The sequence below is a fragment of the Vibrio sp. genome (assembly GCF_047973365.1).
Taxonomy (GTDB): Bacteria; Pseudomonadota; Gammaproteobacteria; order Enterobacterales; family Vibrionaceae; genus Vibrio.
Genome location: NZ_JBKEBW010000027.1, coordinates 62,344 through 81,086, shown reverse-complemented (window position 1 = coordinate 81,086; position 18,743 = coordinate 62,344). Strand labels below are relative to the sequence as shown.

Sequence of the window (18,743 nt, the reverse complement as noted above, 5' to 3'; positions counted from 1 at the left end):
TGTCGAGAAAAGGAAACTGTTTAGATAATGCAGTGGCTGAAAACTTCTTCGCTTTACTCAAAACAGAGATGTATCACGGTCAAAGCTTCACTGATGCTGATGAACTGATTGCAAATATCGAAGAATATATAGAGTATTACAATACAAAACGGATTAAGGTGAAATTTAAAGGCCTGACTCCGATAGAATATCGAAATCAGGCCTTGCAAGCCGCTTAACAGAAATGTCCAACTTTATGGGGTCACTTCAGAGTGTGGGAACGAGAAAAAGCAACCCCACCTAACCTTCCCTTGAAAAGGGGAGGAATAATAGATTTAAATTCACTTGTTTAGGTAAGTTTCAATGGTGGTTTTGATGCCTGCGCTGTCTAAACCAAGTTCAGCGTGCATCTCTTCTTGCGAACCCTGAGCAATAAATTGATCAGGGATACCCAGATTCAACACTGGTTTGATGATTTTTTCTTTCATCATAAACTCAACCACGCCTGCACCTGCGCCACCGGCAATCACGTTTTCTTCCAGTGTTACCATGATATCGTGGCTTGCAGAAAGCTCTTTAATCAAAGCTTCGTCTAATGGTTTAACGAATCGCATATCAGCCACTGTGGCGTTCAATGCTTCTGCCGCTTCCAGAGCATGAGGAAGAAGAGAGCCGAAGCTTAGAATCGCGACTTTCGAACCTTGACGCATCAAACGGCCTTTACCGATTTCGAGTGCAGTAAACTTTTGCTTGATCTCAACCCCCATACCATTACCACGAGGGTAACGTACCGCGCTTGGTCCTTGATGCTGATGACCGGTATAGAGCATTTGACGACACTCGTTCTCATCCGCTGGTGCCATGATCATCATGTTAGGAATGCAACGCATAAAGCTTAAATCAAACGCACCTTGGTGTGTTTGACCATCCGCACCGACAAGTCCAGCACGGTCAATAGCGAACATTACAGGCAGATCCATGATAGCGATATCGTGAATCAACTGGTCATAACCACGCTGTAGGAAGGTTGAGTAGATCGCCACAATCGGGTGGTATTTAGCGATAGCCATGCCCGTTGCTAATGTCACTGCATGTTGTTCGGCAATGGCAACATCGAAGTACTGAGATGGAAACTCTTTCGAGAAACGAACCATGCCAGAGCCTTCTCGCATGGCTGGTGTGATTGCCATCAGTTTTGGATCTTGCGCCGCCATATCACACAGGAAGTCACCAAAGATCTTTGAGTAGGTCGGCTTAGTGCTCGCACTCTTAGGTAAACTGCTATGGCTTGGGTCGAACTTTGGTACGCCGTGATAACCAATCGGGTCTTTCTCCGCGGGTTCATAGCCTTTACCTTTTTTGGTCATAATATGAAGGAACTGCGGGCCTTTCAGTTCGCGCATGTTCTTCAGTGTTTTGACCAGTTCAAGCACATCGTGTCCATCCACCGGGCCGATATAGTTAAAACCCAACTCTTCAAATAGCGTTCCAGGTACAACCATACCTTTAAGGTGTTCTTCAGTACGGCGAACCAATTCTTTGATTGGTGGAACACCAGAAAGCACCTTCTTACCGCCTTCACGGATCGAGGTATACAAACTGCCTGAAAGTACTTGAGCAAGGTGGTTGTTTAGTGCGCCTACGTTTTCTGAAATCGACATTTCGTTGTCGTTGAGGATCACTAACATCTCTGGGTGAACATCACCCGCATGGTTCATCGCTTCAAATGCCATACCTGCGGTAATTGCACCGTCACCGATAACACTGACAACTTTACGATCTGCGCCTTCTTTACCTGCACAGATCGCCATACCTAAAGCGGCACTGATTGACGTTGATGAATGACCGACAGATAAAGTGTCATATTCACTCTCTTCACGCCAAGGGAAAGGATGAAGGCCCTCTTTCTGACGAATAGTCGGCATCCTTTCACGGCGACCAGTGAGGATTTTATGCGGGTAAGCTTGGTGACCCACATCCCAAATCAATTGATCAAAAGGTGTGTTATAGACGTAATGAATCGCCACTGTCAGTTCAACCGTACCTAAACCAGAAGCTAGGTGACCGCTTGATTGGCTAACAGAATTGAGCAAATAAGTTCTAAGTTCATCACAAAGCTTAGGCAGAATGTTTTTAGGCAGACTGCGTAACTCATCCGGCGTATTTGCCAGAGCCAGTGTTGGATATTTTGAAATATCAAGAGTCATAATTATGCGCGCTTATAGTGTTAGTTTTTGCGCTCGATGACGTATCGGGCGAACTCTTCCAAACTTTGAGTATCGTATGGAATGGCTTCAAGTGCTTGAAGTGCTTCCTGTAACAGAGTTTGGGCTTTATTTATCGCTCCGTCTAATCCTAATAGAGCGGGGTAGGTACTTTTGTTGAGCTGTTGATCTGAACCCTGAGGTTTACCCAAAGTTTCGGTATCGCCGATGACATCCAAAATGTCATCTTGTACTTGAAATGCGAGACCGACCGCGTCAGCGTATTTATCAAGTTGAGGCAGAACTTGTAACCCCTTTTCGCCAGCAGCTAAAGCCCCTAAGCGAATTGCACAGCGCATGAGTGCACCGGTTTTATTACGATGGATAGTTTCGAGTTCTTGCAACGAAATAAGACGGTTCTCAGCACCAAGATCTAAGGCTTGGCCTAAACACATGCCTTGAGCACCAGAAGCTTCAGCCAGTACTTGCACCATTTTTATACGGTTTGCTTCGCCTTCATCAGACAAAGCACCTTCTGCCAAAATAGTAAAGGCGAGTGTTTGCAGAGCATCGCCAGTTAGGATTGCCGTTGCTTCATCAAATTTAATATGGCAAGTCGCTTTACCACGGCGTAATTCGTCGTCATCCATTGCTGGTAAATCATCATGGATAAGTGAATACGCGTGAACACACTCCACTGCTGATGCCGGAGTATCTAAATTTTCAATACCGCAACCTAACATTTGACCTGTTATATAAACCAAATAAGGTCGAGCGCGTTTGCCGCCTAGCAGTAAACCATAACGCATTGCTGCAATGAGTGGCAAATTTTGGTTCGGCAGACGGTTTAACCAATGGTCAAGCTGCTCGTTATTTCGTTGTTGATAAGAGGTTAGAGCCTCAATCATAGGACACTCTTAAACGTTTTGTTCAGCCGCTAGTGACTTGTCAGTTAAATCTAAAAAGTCAGTTAAAAACAAATACGACTAGGGGCAATTGTTAACAACAATAAATATTAGTTATTCAGGTAATTCGTTGAATTCACTGAGTTGTGCATCATCGGTGTTACTCAGCAAAATGCTCACACGTTGCTCTGCTTCATCCAACTTACTTTGACCTGAGCGAGCAAGTGAGATACCACGTTCGAATTTTTTAAGGGCATCGTCTAATGTTAAATCACCATTTTCTAGTTGCTCGACCACTTGGTCTAACTCATCAATGGTCGCCTCGAAAGACATATTTTCTGGTTTTTTGCTCGCCATAATACTGTTGCCTTGGGAAAGATGAACGAAAGTTACCTTAGCCTGTGTTGATGGTCAAATTTAACCAATAAATTTTGTCAGAATTGAAGACATTTTTAGTCGATACTGTTAACGAAAATGAAAAACTGAGGTTGCGGATTTTTCTGAAATCTTAGCGGTTTTGTGCAATCTATGTATACCGAAGGTGCATATTGGCACGCTTTAAGTATACTCTTGTTAGATTTTCTATTTAAGAATTTGATTCTCTTGTCGATAAGAGAATATCTAGGAGTCGTGCGGCTCTCATCAATGCGAACATATTGTCTGAGGAGTGTTTCGTGGATTTAGCAACGCTGATAGGTCTAATTGGTGGCTTAGCCTTCGTTATCATGGCGATGGTTTTAGGTGGAAGCCTAATGATGTTCTTCGACGTAACCTCAATTTTGATTGTTGTCGGTGGTTCAACGTTTGTTGTGTTGATGAAATTTACCATAGGGCAGTTTTTCGGAGCGGCTAAAATTGCTGGCAAAGCGTTTATGTTCAAAGCGGACGAGCCAGAAGACTTGATCGCGAAAATCGTAGAAATGGCAGATGCCGCGCGTAAAGGTGGTTTCCTTGCTCTAGAAGAGATGGAAATCAGTAACAGCTTTATGCAAAAAGGGATTGATTTGTTGGTGGATGGTCATGATGCCGATGTTGTGCGTGCAACGCTACAAAAAGATATTGCATTGACGGACGAGCGACACCAATTTGGTACTGGCGTTTTCCGCGCATTCGGTGATGTGGCGCCAGCGATGGGAATGATCGGTACTCTGGTTGGTTTGGTTGCCATGTTATCAAACATGGATGACCCGAAATCGATAGGTCCTGCAATGGCCGTTGCACTTTTAACCACGTTATACGGTGCGGTATTGGCCAATATGGTGTTTTTCCCGATTGCGGACAAGCTATCTCTACGTCGTGAACAAGAAACCCTGAATCGTCGTCTGATTATGGACGGTGTGTTGGCAATTCAAGATGGTCAAAACCCGCGTGTGATTGACAGCTACTTGAAAAACTACCTCAACGAAGGCAAGCGAGTGCTTGATGTTGATAACGAATAACCGGAGCAAATGATGGATGAGCAAAAGTGCAAATGTCCACCTCCGGGGCTTCCCGCTTGGTTGGGGACATTTGCCGACCTAATGTCACTGTTGATGTGCTTCTTCGTACTGTTGCTGTCGTTTTCAGAAATGGATGTACTGAAGTTTAAGCAGATTGCCGGCTCGATGAAATTTGCCTTTGGCGTGCAAAACCGCTTAGAAGTAAAAGATATTCCTAAAGGCACTAGCATCATTGCTCAGGAATTCCGACCTGGGCGCCCTGAGCCAACACCCATTGATGTCATTATGCAGCAAACGATAGACATCACTCAGCAAACGTTAGAGTTCCATGAAGGGGACGAAGACCGAGCTGGTGGTACTATGCGTGACGAAGGTGAGATGACGGGTGGTCAGTCACCAGAAACATCAACAGAAGACAATCAAAATACCGAGTCTGAATCTCAGCAATCACAAGCCGCTTCCGAAGCAACCGAAACCTTGATGGAAACGATTAAGAATGCGTTGCAGCGTGAAATTGAGCAAGGGGCTATTGAGGTGGACAACTTAGGTCAGCAAATTGTTATTCGTATCCGGGAAAAAGGCGCGTTCCCTGAAGGCTCTGCGTTCTTGCAGCCTAAATTCCGTCCTTTGGTTCGCCAGATTGCGGATTTGGTCAAAGATGTTCCGGGGATCGTGCGAGTGTCAGGACATACCGATAATCAAAGAATTGATTCCGAGTTGTATCGTTCAAACTGGGACCTTTCTTCTCAACGCGCGGTATCTGTCGCTCAAGAGATGGAAACGGTAAGAGGCTTCTCTCATCAGCGTCTTAGAGTGCGAGGGATGGCGGATACAGAGCCTTTAGGCCCGAATGATACGGCTGCGCAACGGGCACGTAACCGTCGTGTGGAAATTAGCATTATGCAGGGTGAGCCAGTTTACAGCGATGAGGTACCGTCAGCACAAGCCGGTTCTATTCAATAGTCGAATACCGATATACTCAAACGACTTGAAGCTGCAACACCAAGTAGTTTGAGTATAGAAACATTAAGGGCAAGCGTTAGCTTGCTTTTTCTTTGGCGCGCTTTTATCAGTGCGTCATTATCGTGTATAATCTCGCCCCCTTACTGATACTGACTTTAGTGATCCCCACTTTGGTCGTCGATGAAATTAGCGTTATTGCTGAATTCAGAGAGATAGCTACAAGCTACTGTTACGTTAATACTTTAATTGCGAAGATACTTATGAAATTTATTGTTAAGCCCCATCCAGAAATCTTTGTTAAAAGTGAGTCGGTGCGTAAGCGCTTCACGAAAATTCTTGAGTCTAATATTCGCAATATCGTAAAGAGCCGCACCACAGGTGTCGCGGTATTCAACCGTCGAGACCATATCGAAGTGACATCTGAAAGTGATCAATTCTTTAACGAAACTCTGGAAATTTTGACCAGAACTCCGGGTATCCAGCAAGTTCTAGAAGTTAAACAGTCAGAATTTAAAGATCTTCATGATATTTATGAGCAAGTTTTGCAAACCAGTCGTGGTCTGATTGAAAATAAAACCTTTGTGGTTCGGGCTAAGCGTCGCGGTAAGCATGAGTTTTCTTCGATAGAGCTTGAGCGTTACGTTGGTGGTGGTCTTAATCAAGCGGTTGAAAGTGCTAAGGTTAAACTGACTAATCCTGACGTGACGATTAACGTTGAAGTCAACCATGAGCTGTTAAACCAAATTATTCATCGCTACAAAGGTCTTGGTGGCTTCCCTCTTGGTACACAAGAAGATGTGCTCAGCCTGATTTCTGGCGGTTTTGACTCTGGTGTCTCAAGTTACCTGCATATTAAACGTGGCTCAAAAGTCCATTACTGCTTCTTTAACTTAGGTGGTCCGGCACACGAGATTGGTGTTAAGCAGGTCGCTCACTTCTTATGGAACAAATATGGGTCTTCAGCCAAAGTCCGTTTTATTTCTGTGGATTTTGAACCAGTGGTTGCGGAAATCCTTGAGAAAGTGGATGACGGCCAAATGGGGGTGATCCTTAAACGCATGTTTATGCGCGCGGCGGGTCAAGTGGCTGAGAAATTCAATATTGAGGCTCTGGTTACTGGTGAAGCATTAGGTCAGGTATCGAGTCAGACACTGACTAACCTGCGCCATATTGATGGCGTGACCGATACGCTGATCCTTCGTCCTTTGATTAACTGGGATAAAGAAGACATCATCACCCTTGCGCGTGAAATCGGCACTGAAGACTTTGCGAAAACAATGCCAGAGTACTGTGGGGTGATTTCCAAGAGTCCGACAGTCAAAGCGGTGAAAGCCAAGTTAGAAGCCGAAGAAGCGAAGTTTGATTTCTCAATTCTTGATCAGGTGGTTCGTGATGCTCGTGTCATGGATATTCGTGATATCGAAAAAGAGAGCCAAGAACAGGCACCAGAAGTGGAGCAGGTCGCTGCTGTTCAGGAGCACGCCATCGTGCTTGATATTCGCAGTGCTGATGAAGAAGAAAACAAACCGTTAGAGATTGCAGGTGTGGAAGTGAAACATATTCCTTTCTTCAAGCTTTCGACTCAGTTTGGTGATCTTGATCAGTCTAAGACTTACTTATTGTATTGTGAACGTGGCGTAATGAGCCGCTTGCAAGCGCTTTACTTGCAAGAGCAGGGCTTCAACAACGTAAAAGTTTATCGTCCATAATCATAGCGACAATACGTTTAAATAGTAATAACGCAACCCGTTGATTCAGGTTGCGTTTTTTATGTTCTATCAGAAATTATACCATTCTGGAAAACATTCTGATCAGTGAATGGGTGCCGATAAGCAAACCCTCCGAGCCATGGATGGCTCGGCGGAGCCCCATGGAAGGGTTTATGCGTGTTTGTGTTCGATGCCCATTTGCTGCTCCACCAATGTCTAATTTGATCATATTTTTACTTAGAACGGTATTAGGCGATAAAAAAACACCGCCAATAGGCGGTGCTAAAAATTTGACAGACAGGTCAAAATAAATACAGGAAGTATATGTTTTGTATCAGGGGATAACTGCACAAAACAGGTGGTAGAATTCTACCTAACTCGAAAATCGAGTATGCAAACACAACATCGTAATAATAAAGCCAATTGATTCAGAAGAATCAAGCCGTTCAGGCTCATATTACGGGAGGAAATATAGATTTTCTCTGGCTGGTTAGCAACGGACAATTTATAATGTTTCAGATAAAAAAAACTAATGATTATTGGGAACAATACATAGGGTTGAACCATGTCCAGACGATTACCTCCATTGAACTCACTGAAAGTGTTCGAAGCCGCCGCTCGTCATTTGAGTTTTACTCGTGCAGCTGAAGAACTTTTTGTCACCCAAGCCGCGGTAAGTCATCAAATCAAGGCGCTTGAAGAGTTCCTCGGTTTGAAGTTATTTCGCCGTCGTAATCGCTCTCTTTTACTTACAGAAGAGGGGCAAGCCTACTTCCTTGATATCAAAGATATCTTTAGTTCCTTGGCTGAGGCCACCGATAAGTTATTAGAACGTAGTGAAAAAGGTGCGTTGACGATTAGCCTCCCGCCTAGCTTTGCGATTCAGTGGCTAGTACCTAGACTTGCCGATTTCAACCAACAACAACCAGACATTGATGTCAGAATTAAGGCTGTGGATATGGAAGAAGGCTCGTTAACTGATGATGTTGATGTGGCTATCTATTATGGTCGAGGGCACTGGTCCGGTTTACGTGCCGACAAACTCTATCAGGAGTTTCTGATCCCTCTTTGTTCGCCTTCTTTGTTACTCGGTCACAAGCCATTGAACTCATTAGGCGACCTTCCGCTGCACACTTTGTTACATGATACTTCTCGCCGTGACTGGAAGCAGTTCGCTAAAGAGAACCATATTGATGGTGTCAACGTCAACCATGGTCCGATTTTTAGTCACTCAACGATGGTTCTGCAAGCGGCTGTTCATGGGCAAGGAATTGCGTTGGGTAACAACGTATTAGCCCAGCCGGAAATTGATGCGGGTCGACTGGTGGCTCCATTTGATGAAGTACTGATGACCAAAAACGCTTTCTATGTTGTTTGTCATGAAAAGCAGGCAGATATGGGACGTATTGCTACTTTTCGTGACTGGATGTTGAATAAAGCACGTAGTGAACAAGAGGTGATATTGGATGACTAGCGTAATCGCGATTAAAGATTTAAATGGATTTATTGGGGAACTGAACAATGAAAAGTAAGTATTTGCTCACTCTTGGTGGTCTGTTTTCCGGTGTGGCTGTGGCTCTAGGGGCATTTGCAGCACACGGTTTGAAAGCACATGTCACTGCATACCATTTAGAAGTCTTCCAAACCGGAGTTCAATATCAGTTTATCCATTCCACGGCTTTGATTGCGTGTGGCATTTTGCTGAGATTGGTTCGCAGTGAAAAAGCACAGAAATATTTTAGCCGTGCAGCGATTTGCTTTATCATCGGCATCTTTTGTTTTAGTGGCAGCTTATATGCGTTAGCGCTGACAGGGATAAAGTGGTTTGGACCAATTACTCCGCTAGGGGGATTACTCTTTATCGTTGGTTGGGTACTATTCGCACTGGCTGCCATGAATTTTGATGAGGTGAAACAGTGAAACAAGTGATGCTCTATTGTCGTGCGGGCTTTGAGAAGGAGTGTGCAGGTGAAATACAAGATAAAGCAACGCAACTTGAGGTTTTTGGTTTCCCTCGTGTGGTGAAAAACGCGGGTTATGTTTTGTTTGAGTGTTACCAAGAGGGTGATGTAGACAAACTGATCAAAGATATCGATTTTCAGGCATTGATTTTCTCTCGCCAGATGTTTGCTGTTGCCGCTGAGTTTTCCGATTTGCCAACTGAAGACCGTATCTCGCCAATTCTTTCTGAGTTAAGTGACATTGAAGACTTCCCACTATGTGGTGATATTCGCGTAGAAACGCCAGATACCAACGAAGCCAAAGAACTGCTCAAGTTCTGTCGTAAGTTTACGGTGCCACTACGCCAAGCTATGCGCGGTAAAGGTCTTCTTACCGCCAAAGATAATGCCAAGCGACCGGTTTTACACGTGTGCTTTGTTAAGTCTGGTCACTGTTATGTAGGGTATTCCTATAGTCATAACAACTCTAAATTCTTCATGGGTATTCCTCGTCTTAAGTTTCCAGCCGATGCGCCAAGCCGCTCAACGCTTAAGCTTGAGGAAGCATTTCACGTTTTCATTCCGCGCGAAGAGTGGGATGAACGTTTAGCTTCAGGTATGTGGGCTGTCGATCTGGGTGCTTGTCCCGGTGGTTGGACGTATCAACTGGTGAAACGTTCCATGTTCGTGCATGCCATAGATAACGGTATGATGGCGGATAGCCTAATGGATACCGGACAGGTGAAACACCATATGGTCGATGGCTTCAAATTCGAGCCGCCACGTAAAAATGTGACTTGGCTCGTTTGCGATATGATCGAAAAGCCTTCCCGTGTGGCGCAGTTGGTGGGCGAGTGGATCATCAGCGGTTGGGCGAAAGAAGCAATATTTAACCTTAAGCTGCCGATGAAAGGCCGTTATGATGAGGTGTTGCAAGATGTTGAGAACTTGAAGATATTCCTCAAAGACAACAATGTAAGGTTTAAGCTTCAAGCGAAACATCTTTATCATGATCGTGAAGAAATTACCGTGCATGTACAGACATTTGTAAGGAGAATAGACAACTGAACAAAACACTAGACTATGGGTTAACCCGAATTTATGTGGATTAAACCGGATTGAGGTTAGATAATTAAAGGGCTGACAAAGATATGAGGTATCATTCCCTCTGACTATCATGTGGCTCGACAAATGAACAAAAAATTAGTGTTTTTTGGAGGTGCAACAATTGAACACAAATTTAACTTGTTGAAAAACAAACGATTCTACTGAACGCGATTTTTTTAAAATACAGTAATAATCCCTTTGGGATTATTACTGTCGACTAGGGATTATTGTAGTAATAACAATTACATAGAGGTGTTTTTGCATGCAAACGGATATGATATAAAAATCCTATATTGAAAAGGGCAATTGCATAGATATGCAATTGTATTAAAGTAATTGACTTGGGTGAAATTATTCAGATAAACTGTTTACGCACTGGCAAAATCCAGTGTCAGGATTGGTCTCCTGTTCGAACAGGCGTGATAACGCCAGCTTTATGCTGGTTTTTTATTACGTAAAGTCAGAACGCCTTTATTATGGTGGGCTGGACAGGGGCGCGAAAGCGCACCGTGCCTGTTGCGGTAAGACCAACCTTGTTCAGTTCATCGCCCTTAGTTTGGTCTCTATGTGCGATGATTTTAAAATTATGCAACAGGAGATTATCTATGTCTATTACCCCATCTGTAATTAAAATAAATAACGAAACATATATCTCACTAGAATTTTTACAAGAAGCCTCGGTCGGTTTAATTTCTTCTCCACATGAACTGATGTGCGCTAGTAGAGATTTAGCTACATTATTATCTTATTACCAAGGTGAAGAACACCACAAAACCTCATGCATTGGCTTAATTGGTGGTTTGCTTGGTTTAGCTATTGAATTAGATGAAGTCTTACGTCTACACTCTTGCAAATAAAAATATCCAATTCACATAAAGCCTGTTTATTGTTAAATAAGCAGGCTTTTCGTTATCTAATCAAAATTAACTAGCATGCTCTATTCAGGCTTCATTTCAGTTGTCATTATCTAACAATTCTCTCCAATGTCAAATCTATAAATCGCCTAACTATTTTTATTAATCCGTCTTAAGCAGCAAAAATAGTAATCCATGTTAACTTGATTTTGTTTTTCAGTCGCGCATGCGACTTGGGAATTATAGCGTTTAATCGCTACTGTTTAAGTATGTTTTTAACGCGGCACTGTATGACGAAATCATTGTTATTTTTAAATATTAAAATTGCACTGATACAAAATTAATACATGAAATTACTAATTATTTTTATTGAGAAATGGTGAAGATATGAGTGATGACGTTACGTTTTATCAATCTCTTAGTCAAGTTCAAGGTAATCAACAAAAGGGGAATACTTCGAGAATAGAAATTTTACCAATTCAAGGATTAATCACTACTCATGATGGGCGTCAGTTTCGCGTACCAGACCCCGTTAGTGTTATTTCTCATTCAAAGAAGAAAGGAATCGATATACTCGTTGACTATGAGCACGATTCAAATAAAAAAGAAGGGGCTCATCGGTCACTAGCCGCAGGGTGGATTTCAAATCTGTCTTTGACAGAGCACGCTATTGTAGCGGATGTTATGTGGACACCTGTTGCGAGCGAAAAAATTAAAAATAAGGAGTTTCGATATTTGTCGCCATCACTTATGCACAATGAAGAAAATGAAATATTGTCGATAAAAAGTGTGGCTTTAACAAATACTCCAGCTCTTCCTTTACATGCAAACTTATCTCAAAAAGATGACAATTCGCGATTAATTGAATTAACAGAAACTTCAATGACTCATAACGATGCTATTCAATTATTAAAGGCGGAATTAAATATTGCAGATTTAAGTGATAATGAAGTAGAAGCTGCATTGAAAACCGCAAGTACAGCAATAACACGTGATGTAGAAAATGCCATAGAAGAATATGTATTCCCACGCGCTATTGAAGCAGAGTTAACCCTGCTACGTAAAGAACTAGGAGCAAATGATTTTAATGCCGCAGCATCAAAACTTAGTAATAGCGGCCTTGGGTTTACTCATATAAAACGCATGCAAACGAGCTCTTTAACAAGGTATCCGCAACAAGATGATCAACGTAGCAAAGATGAACATCTAGCTTGCAAAATTACAGGCACAACAAAAGACGAATTTTTAAAAGCAAAGGATAATCAATATGAGTGATAAAGCCGCACAGACAGTTGTTAGCGCATCCACCGCATTTGCTGCACGCTTTGGTGCAGGAGTTGATAACGCTGTTACAGATTACACACAAATAGCCACCATTATTCCTTCGACCTCAAATACAACAGGTTATGGTTTTCTAGACCGTTTCCCCCGCGTTCGAGAATGGATTGGTGAACGACATTTAAACAAATTAAAAAGTTACAACTATTCCGTAACAAATAAAAAGTTTGAGTCAACGATTTCTGTCCCACGTGAAGATTTTGAAGATAATGATTATGGTAAATATGCGCCTGTATTTGAAGATATGGGACGTGAAGCAAATGAATTCCCAAATGAATATATTTTCGGTCTATTAAAGCAAGGATTTGAAGAATTGTGCTTTGATGGAAAACCGTTTTTTTCTAAGGAACACCCCATCAATGAAAAAGGTGAAGTTCAAAGTAATTTGTTTATTTCGGATGCAGGGAATGCAAGTAAACCGTGGTTTTTACTCGACACTAGTAGAGCTTTAAAACCGTTAATTTGGCAAGAACGAATTAAACCGGAAATGCAAACTCTCACGAATATGAACAACAACTCTCATACGTTTTTACATGATGAGTACCTCTATGGTATCCGCGCTCGTGGTAATGCGGGGTTCTCGTTCTGGCAGTTAGCTGCCGCGACAAAAGCAGATCTAAATTCTGATAACTTTAATGCTGTTTATAGCATGATGACCGCTAGAAAAGACCCGCAAGAGAGACCAATGCACATTCGTCCTACGGTTTTAGTTGTACCGCCAAGTTTGCGCCAACAGGCTCATGACGTAGTTCTTAAAGAGCGCATTGATGGTGGCGACAGTAATATCAACTATAAGATTGTTGATGTCTTTGTTTGCCCTTGGCTTGAATAAGTTATTAATTCCATCATCACTCTGTAAATACGATTCCTACAGAGTGATGACAACTAACACTCTAATAGTATTAAGAATCTGATTCAGCGTATATTACGCAATGAGCGTCATTTTTCGGGGGTATTATGAAGTCAAAACTATCTATGCAATCACTTGCTAAAAATAAACATCTAGAGCCTCAACATAGCAAAGAGTCCATCAAATGGCCTGAAGAGGTTCGTGAGATGTATGGGTTAATTAAAGCCACTTTAAAGGATAGTGGTGTGGATGAAAAAATAGCGACTCCTTTAATTATCAACATCTGTGAGCATTTTGGCGGAAACCAATTATATTTAGGACGTGCGGATGCTTTAAAACGCCATTTAAGGGATATTCAAATAGTCGAAGATTTTAGTGAAAATGATATAAGTTATTTGGTAAAAAAGTATAAATTATGTCGCGCGCAAATATATAGAATAATAAGAAATGCAAAATATAACAAATAAATAAACGCTATAATATAACATGAAGTATTTACATGAGCCAAAAAACTAAAAAATTCGAAATGTTTTATACATTATGACATATATATGGTTTGCGCTTAAGTGAGGGTGATATATTTAGTCTCCGTTTAATATCTCCTTACATTTTATATATAAAGCAAGAAAGAACTCTACACGGAAAAATAAGGCAAGCTTTTATCATTAATGATATTGAAGAACATGGTCGTACCGCCGCAGCGATAAAAAATGATGTGACTCTTCTTTATACTTACCAAGTTAAACCGGAGAAAAACAATGCGTAATTCTACAGAGTGGGATAAGTTAATTAATCGTGAAGACTTTCTAGCGATACTGGATACTGAGATTAGTAAAGACCATAGTATCGTCGGTGAGATGTACTGGACGCTCAAAGATATAGCAGAGCGTCAACACTTAGATAATGTTGCGTTTGTTCGATTATTTATCGCTTTATGTGACCTCATGGGGGGCGTACAAGTATATTTCCCGAAAAGGAATAAAGTAGAAGAGATAATACAAAAGCACCTTATTTACAGTGAGTTCACAGGCAATAACATATTCGATCTTGCTAGAAAGTATCGCCAATCCGAGCACGCAATCCGTCATCACATCCAAGAGGTTGGTGATTCCATGAAAGCTATTCGTGAACAAGTGCCTTCACCTATGACAGATCACTTAAGCTAGGCTAGACGTTATTTAGTATTAACCTAGTGAGCACGATGCACAGAAAGGTGTATCATAGTGAAGACATTACAACCATAGAATAAACACAACTCAAATGCTATTAATCACGCACATTGCATGCATAAAAATACACTTATACTTTGTTCAATTAACGAGACTCAAGTGTTCATTTGTCGCGACTCGCCACAACATTAAAGACGATTTCGCCACACTAAATAAATTGTATGAGTGCCGTCATTCCAGATATTTCGTTACGCAATTCTGGAATGACAAATATAGATTATGCGCTAGTTACTCTTTGTTAAAGCGGATGTCCTGAAGATTGAAGCCAAGTTCGATGTCGGTTTTCAGCGTTGATATTTGTTTGCAGATGCGAGCCATCTCAATATGTTCATCCAGTTTTTTGCGATATTTAGCGGCTAGTTCAGTGCTGTTGTAAGCTTGTTCGATATCGCAAAATTGAGTCAAAATTTCTTTTGCGGCTTTAGGTCCAATACCAACAACACCGGGAACTTGGCTAGAGCTGATGCCGGTTAGTCCCCAGTAGTCTGCAAGCTGTGAAGGTTTAACGCCAAATTCATGCTGAATAAAAGGTTCGTCTAACCAGCGGTGCTGGAAGTAGTCTCGGATTTGCAAAGTCGGTGAGAGCAGTTGGCAGTAACCTTTATCGGTGGAGATGATGGTGACTTTTTCATTGTGGCTTGCTACTTTACATGCCAATGTTGCAACCAAATCATCGGCTTCATCACCTTGCGAAAGCAGTGAATCAATACCCAATTCCCACCATGCTTGCTGAATATTGTCCAGTCCTAGCTGCAAAGGTTCTGGCATAGGTTTGCGGCCTTCCTTGTAGCTCGGGAGAAGTTCGGCTCGCCAGCCTCTGTCTTGCAGGTGATGATCAAAAACTGCAATGATATGGGTCGGCTCAGATTCGCTGATAATACGTTGTAGCGTGCGGGTGGTTGTGGTTATGGTTCTCTCGATATCATTAGGATCTGGCTGCGCAGAATGCACACGGCGAATGAGGTTAAGAGCATCAATAATGACAAGATGAATAGACATAAACACAAAAAAATAAGGAGCGATTGCCCCTTATTTTAATGAAATTTAACCACATTACTACCGCGACTAACTTTCAATGCGATAACAAGGGACATATGCCGTTCCACCTGGAAGCTTCATACGATGTTGTTCAACGAAGTCTTTCAGTAGCTTATCCATCTTCTTCATTAATTTTGAATCACCATGCAGAGTAAATGGACCATGGCGTTCAATCTCTCGAATCCCTTCCGATTTGACGTTGCCTGCTACAATACCGGAGAAAGCTCGGCGTAAATTGGCTGCCAAGACTTCCGGACGTTGGTTTAAGTGCAAATCTAAATTAGCCATGTTTTCATGAGTTGGTTCAAACGGCAGTTGGAACTCAGGTTCAATTTTCAGTGACCAGTTAAAACTATACGCATCTTCGTTATCTTTACGTAATTGACGTACTTTGGGCATGGCATTTTTTATAATGCGTGCGGCTTCTGCCGGGTTATCAATCACGATAGTGTAATGTTTCTGTGCTTCAGCACCGAGTGTTTCACCAATAAACTCATCAATTGAACGGAAGTACTCTTCGCTCTCTTTCGGACCGGTTAACACAATAGGCATTGGTTGATTAGCGTTTTCTGGATGCATCATGATACCGAGTAGGTAGAGAAGCTCTTCTGCTGTACCAGGACCGCCAGGGAAGATAATGATACCGTGTGCCATTCTAACAAACGCTTCTAAGCGTTTTTCGATATCAGGCATGATGATCAGTTCATTGACGATTGGGTTTGGTGGCTCAGCAGCAATGATAGAAGGTTCTGTTAACCCAATATAACGTTTATCTGCATAGCGCTGTTTAGCGTGACCAATTGCCGCCCCTTTCATTGGTCCTTCCATTGCTCCCGGTCCACACCCGGTACAGATGTTTAACTCACGCAGACCCAATTCGTTACCAACTTCACGAGTGTATTGGTATTCGATTGGATTGATTGAGTGTCCCCCCCAGCATACGACTAAGTTTGGTGTAATACCTGGGATAAGGGCTCCTGCGTTACGCAAAATACCAAACACTAGATCGGTGATATGGGTCGAATTGGTTAGGTTAAGACGTTGACCTACCGCGATGTGCATATTGACGTAAACAATGTCACGCAGTACAGAGAACAGATGTTCTTGAATGCCTTTAATGATATGACCATCGACAAAAGCGTGCTCAGGTGGATTAGTCAGCTCTAGTTTCACACCACGTTCGCGGCGCATCACCGTAATATCAAAATTAGTGTATTTGTCTAATAGCTCTTTTGAGTTGTCTGTGTGACTGCCAGAGTTGAGTACCGCAAGGCTACAGTTACGGTAAAGCTGGTAAAGATCACTAGACGCCGTTTTTTTTAATCGTTCTACTTCCAGTTGTGAGAGTAGGTCCATACTCCCTGCTGGGCTGACTTGAGTAATCATAAGGCCCTCCTTGATTGTGGGGGAACAACACCGTTTCTGCGCTACGTATTGAATTCAAAGGAGCTAGCTGACTGAACGGTGTTTCAAAGTATCAATCTTGTGCGCTCTGTGGAATATGGTGAACACGATACTCGATAAACTGTGAACTGCATCGTGTAATCATGCTAAATATGATTAATGATTGTTCACAACGACTCTATTTCCAAGTTATTTGGTTCGGGCCGAACTTTTTACCGTTGTTAAGTGCAGCATGTAAACGCTCAAGAACAATCTCCGGTGAATCAGAATCTTTGAATAATGTACTTGCCGCGCTCAACGTAATGGTGATGTTTTTGTCGCGGAACTTAAACGGTAAGTGAGAAATACTGCGTTGAATTTTTTGCACGATTTGGTAGCACTCAGAGTCTGTCCGCTCTGGCAACAACAACACAAATTCTTCACCCGAAAAACGGGCTACGGTATCTGTGTCTTCAATGTTGTTTTTGATGGTACGCGCGATGATTTTCAAAGCTTTATCGCCAGCGGTGTAACCAAAGCTATCATTAATCGCTTTGAATTTGTCGATATCTAGTATCACAACGCGTAGGTTATGTTGCGCGCGAATCCAACGGCGATATTCGAGCTCTAAGTGGTCATTAAAAGCTGTGCGGTTGTAAACCTTGGTGAGAGGATCTTGCAGCATGCGCTGAGTCTGATCTTCTAAGCGTCGACGATAATCTTGCGTTACCTCGTAAAGCGCTTCCATTTGGCTTTTGGTGTAATCCATTCGTTCAATAAGAGCTTGCTCGCGAGCTTCCGCCAGTGTCAGTCGTTCAGATAACGATGTAAGTTCACTGATTAATGGATTTAGCGTGCTTTTTAACGCGTTAATTTCAGTGCCATCACGAACAGCTGTTTGGCTTCTTGACACGAGAGAGCCTAGCTCTTTATGCATATCTTTGCGGTGTTCGAAATAGCTATGACCCTGTTCAACATTGAGTGTTGAGCTTTTTAAACTGGTGGATAAGGAGGCGTTCACCTGCTCAAGGAATTTTTCTGATGTTTTGCGCTCGTAGTTAGTACCCGCAATAACCAGTTTTAAAACTTCCAGAGTCAGTTCAAGTAAAACTTGAGTATTTACCCCGAGAAGTAACTTAGCTCGAATATCGCTGAGTAAATCACCTGATTCACCTTCAAAGTCAAGTTCAGTGATGAGCAGTTGTAGCTCTTCATTCAACTTGAGAAGGATCTCCTTATCTGCGCTCTGAGTGAGATCTTCGACAACAGAATTTGGATTGGTGGTGATGATTTTGATCGAACGTTCATAAATCGCCAACAGACGCAAAGCTTGGTCTATTTTAGGCAGGTTTTGACCCGTTGAAAAACTGAGAAGGTCACGGAGATCGCGTTTGATTTTAGAGGGTAAGCCCGGAATGCGTAGCAGTACTTCACCACTGTGCTTTACCTGTTGGTCTAAATGTTGCTTTTGCTTCTCGGTGTCTAACGTTTGCTTCTTCAACATGCGCTCCAATACGGCCAAGCGAGGAATTAAAATGCTGACGTCTTTCTGTTGTTCAAGCGCTTCTCGTAATTCCACTAAATTTTGGTTGAGGCGAGTATCCTCACCTTTGCAGGCAAGGCTGAGTGATGCGACGATTCGTTTAAGGACTTTTTGCTCTAAGGTAAATTTGAGCGAGTTATCCCTATGTGTTAAACGCGTCTGCTCCAACTGCATTTTGAGTTGGTGTAACTGAATCTGGATATCTTGCTCTAATACGCCCATTGATAAAAATGCTAAATATTTAGGGTGGTTACAATGCTAA

The 18,743-nt window shown here is 42.4% G+C and carries 18 protein-coding genes; 12 read left to right on the top strand and 6 right to left on the bottom strand.

Features of this window, described 5'->3' with window-relative positions; genetic code table 11:
* Positions 1–218: IS3 family transposase (locus ACK5MF_RS04875; RefSeq protein ID WP_416919910.1), on the top strand; the 218-nt coding region annotated here is incomplete at its 5' end.
* 102 nt (positions 219–320) lie between these two features.
* Here ACK5MF_RS04875 and dxs read toward each other — a convergent pair.
* From dxs to xseB, 3 genes are all read right to left on the bottom strand, one after another.
* A complete protein-coding gene (dxs, locus tag ACK5MF_RS04870; protein ID WP_416919908.1) occupies positions 321–2,186 on the bottom strand; it encodes a 1-deoxy-D-xylulose-5-phosphate synthase in 1,866 nt (621 codons plus the stop codon).
* A 20-nt stretch (positions 2,187–2,206) separates the two neighbouring features.
* Positions 2,207–3,091, bottom strand: coding sequence for a (2E,6E)-farnesyl diphosphate synthase (gene ispA, locus ACK5MF_RS04865; RefSeq protein WP_416919906.1), 885 nt, complete (start codon positions 3,089–3,091; stop codon positions 2,207–2,209).
* A 111-nt stretch (positions 3,092–3,202) separates the two neighbouring features.
* On the bottom strand, positions 3,203–3,445 hold the full coding sequence (gene xseB / locus ACK5MF_RS04860) for an exodeoxyribonuclease VII small subunit (RefSeq protein WP_416919904.1): 243 nt from the start codon (positions 3,443–3,445) through the stop codon (positions 3,203–3,205).
* A gap of 317 nt (positions 3,446–3,762) precedes the next feature.
* Here xseB and pomA point away from each other — a divergent pair, with 317 nt between their 5' ends.
* From pomA to ACK5MF_RS04805, 11 genes are all read left to right on the top strand, one after another.
* Complete coding sequence (gene pomA, locus ACK5MF_RS04855) at positions 3,763–4,527, top strand: flagellar motor protein PomA (protein WP_416919902.1); 765 nt, start codon at positions 3,763–3,765, stop codon at positions 4,525–4,527.
* A gap of 9 nt (positions 4,528–4,536) precedes the next feature.
* Positions 4,537–5,490 (top strand): flagellar motor protein MotB, encoded by a 954-nt coding sequence (locus tag ACK5MF_RS04850; RefSeq protein WP_416919900.1) that lies wholly within the window; start codon positions 4,537–4,539, stop codon positions 5,488–5,490.
* A 260-nt stretch (positions 5,491–5,750) separates the two neighbouring features.
* The gene (gene thiI / locus ACK5MF_RS04845) at positions 5,751–7,199 is read left to right on the top strand and encodes a tRNA uracil 4-sulfurtransferase ThiI (protein WP_416919898.1); all 1,449 of its coding nucleotides are present in this window, start codon (positions 5,751–5,753) and stop codon (positions 7,197–7,199) included.
* 565 nt (positions 7,200–7,764) lie between these two features.
* Complete coding sequence (locus ACK5MF_RS04840; protein ID WP_416919896.1) at positions 7,765–8,673, top strand: transcriptional regulator GcvA; 909 nt, start codon at positions 7,765–7,767, stop codon at positions 8,671–8,673.
* 47 nt (positions 8,674–8,720) lie between these two features.
* The gene (locus ACK5MF_RS04835; protein ID WP_416919894.1) at positions 8,721–9,119 is read left to right on the top strand and encodes a DUF423 domain-containing protein; all 399 of its coding nucleotides are present in this window, start codon (positions 8,721–8,723) and stop codon (positions 9,117–9,119) included.
* Positions 9,116–10,207: a 23S rRNA (cytidine(2498)-2'-O)-methyltransferase RlmM gene (rlmM, locus tag ACK5MF_RS04830; protein WP_416919892.1), complete on the top strand. Its 1,092-nt coding sequence runs from the start codon at positions 9,116–9,118 to the stop codon at positions 10,205–10,207. Before ACK5MF_RS04835 ends, rlmM begins: the two co-directional genes overlap by 4 nt.
* A gap of 644 nt (positions 10,208–10,851) precedes the next feature.
* Positions 10,852–11,103: a hypothetical protein gene (locus ACK5MF_RS04825; protein ID WP_416919890.1), complete on the top strand. Its 252-nt coding sequence runs from the start codon at positions 10,852–10,854 to the stop codon at positions 11,101–11,103.
* 384 nt (positions 11,104–11,487) lie between these two features.
* Positions 11,488–12,375: a phage protease gene (locus ACK5MF_RS04820; protein WP_416919888.1), complete on the top strand. Its 888-nt coding sequence runs from the start codon at positions 11,488–11,490 to the stop codon at positions 12,373–12,375.
* Positions 12,368–13,270 (top strand): Mu-like prophage major head subunit gpT family protein, encoded by a 903-nt coding sequence (locus ACK5MF_RS04815; RefSeq protein ID WP_416919886.1) that lies wholly within the window; start codon positions 12,368–12,370, stop codon positions 13,268–13,270. Before ACK5MF_RS04820 ends, ACK5MF_RS04815 begins: the two co-directional genes overlap by 8 nt.
* 125 nt (positions 13,271–13,395) lie before the next feature.
* Complete coding sequence (locus ACK5MF_RS04810) at positions 13,396–13,755, top strand: Mor transcription activator family protein (RefSeq protein ID WP_416919884.1); 360 nt, start codon at positions 13,396–13,398, stop codon at positions 13,753–13,755.
* Positions 13,756–14,046: 291 nt separating this feature from the next.
* Positions 14,047–14,454 (top strand): Mor transcription activator family protein, encoded by a 408-nt coding sequence (locus ACK5MF_RS04805; RefSeq protein WP_416919882.1) that lies wholly within the window; start codon positions 14,047–14,049, stop codon positions 14,452–14,454.
* A gap of 291 nt (positions 14,455–14,745) precedes the next feature.
* Here the strand turns inward: ACK5MF_RS04805 and xni are convergent, their stop codons facing one another.
* The 3 genes from xni to ACK5MF_RS04790 form a co-directional block, all read right to left on the bottom strand.
* The gene (xni, locus tag ACK5MF_RS04800) at positions 14,746–15,516 is read right to left on the bottom strand and encodes a flap endonuclease Xni (RefSeq protein ID WP_416919880.1); all 771 of its coding nucleotides are present in this window, start codon (positions 15,514–15,516) and stop codon (positions 14,746–14,748) included.
* Between the two features lie 66 nt (positions 15,517–15,582).
* On the bottom strand, positions 15,583–16,941 hold the full coding sequence (ppnN, locus tag ACK5MF_RS04795) for a nucleotide 5'-monophosphate nucleosidase PpnN (RefSeq protein ID WP_416919877.1): 1,359 nt from the start codon (positions 16,939–16,941) through the stop codon (positions 15,583–15,585).
* A gap of 196 nt (positions 16,942–17,137) precedes the next feature.
* A complete protein-coding gene (locus ACK5MF_RS04790; RefSeq protein WP_416919875.1) occupies positions 17,138–18,703 on the bottom strand; it encodes a GGDEF domain-containing protein in 1,566 nt (521 codons plus the stop codon).
* Positions 18,704–18,743 lie beyond the last annotated feature (40 nt).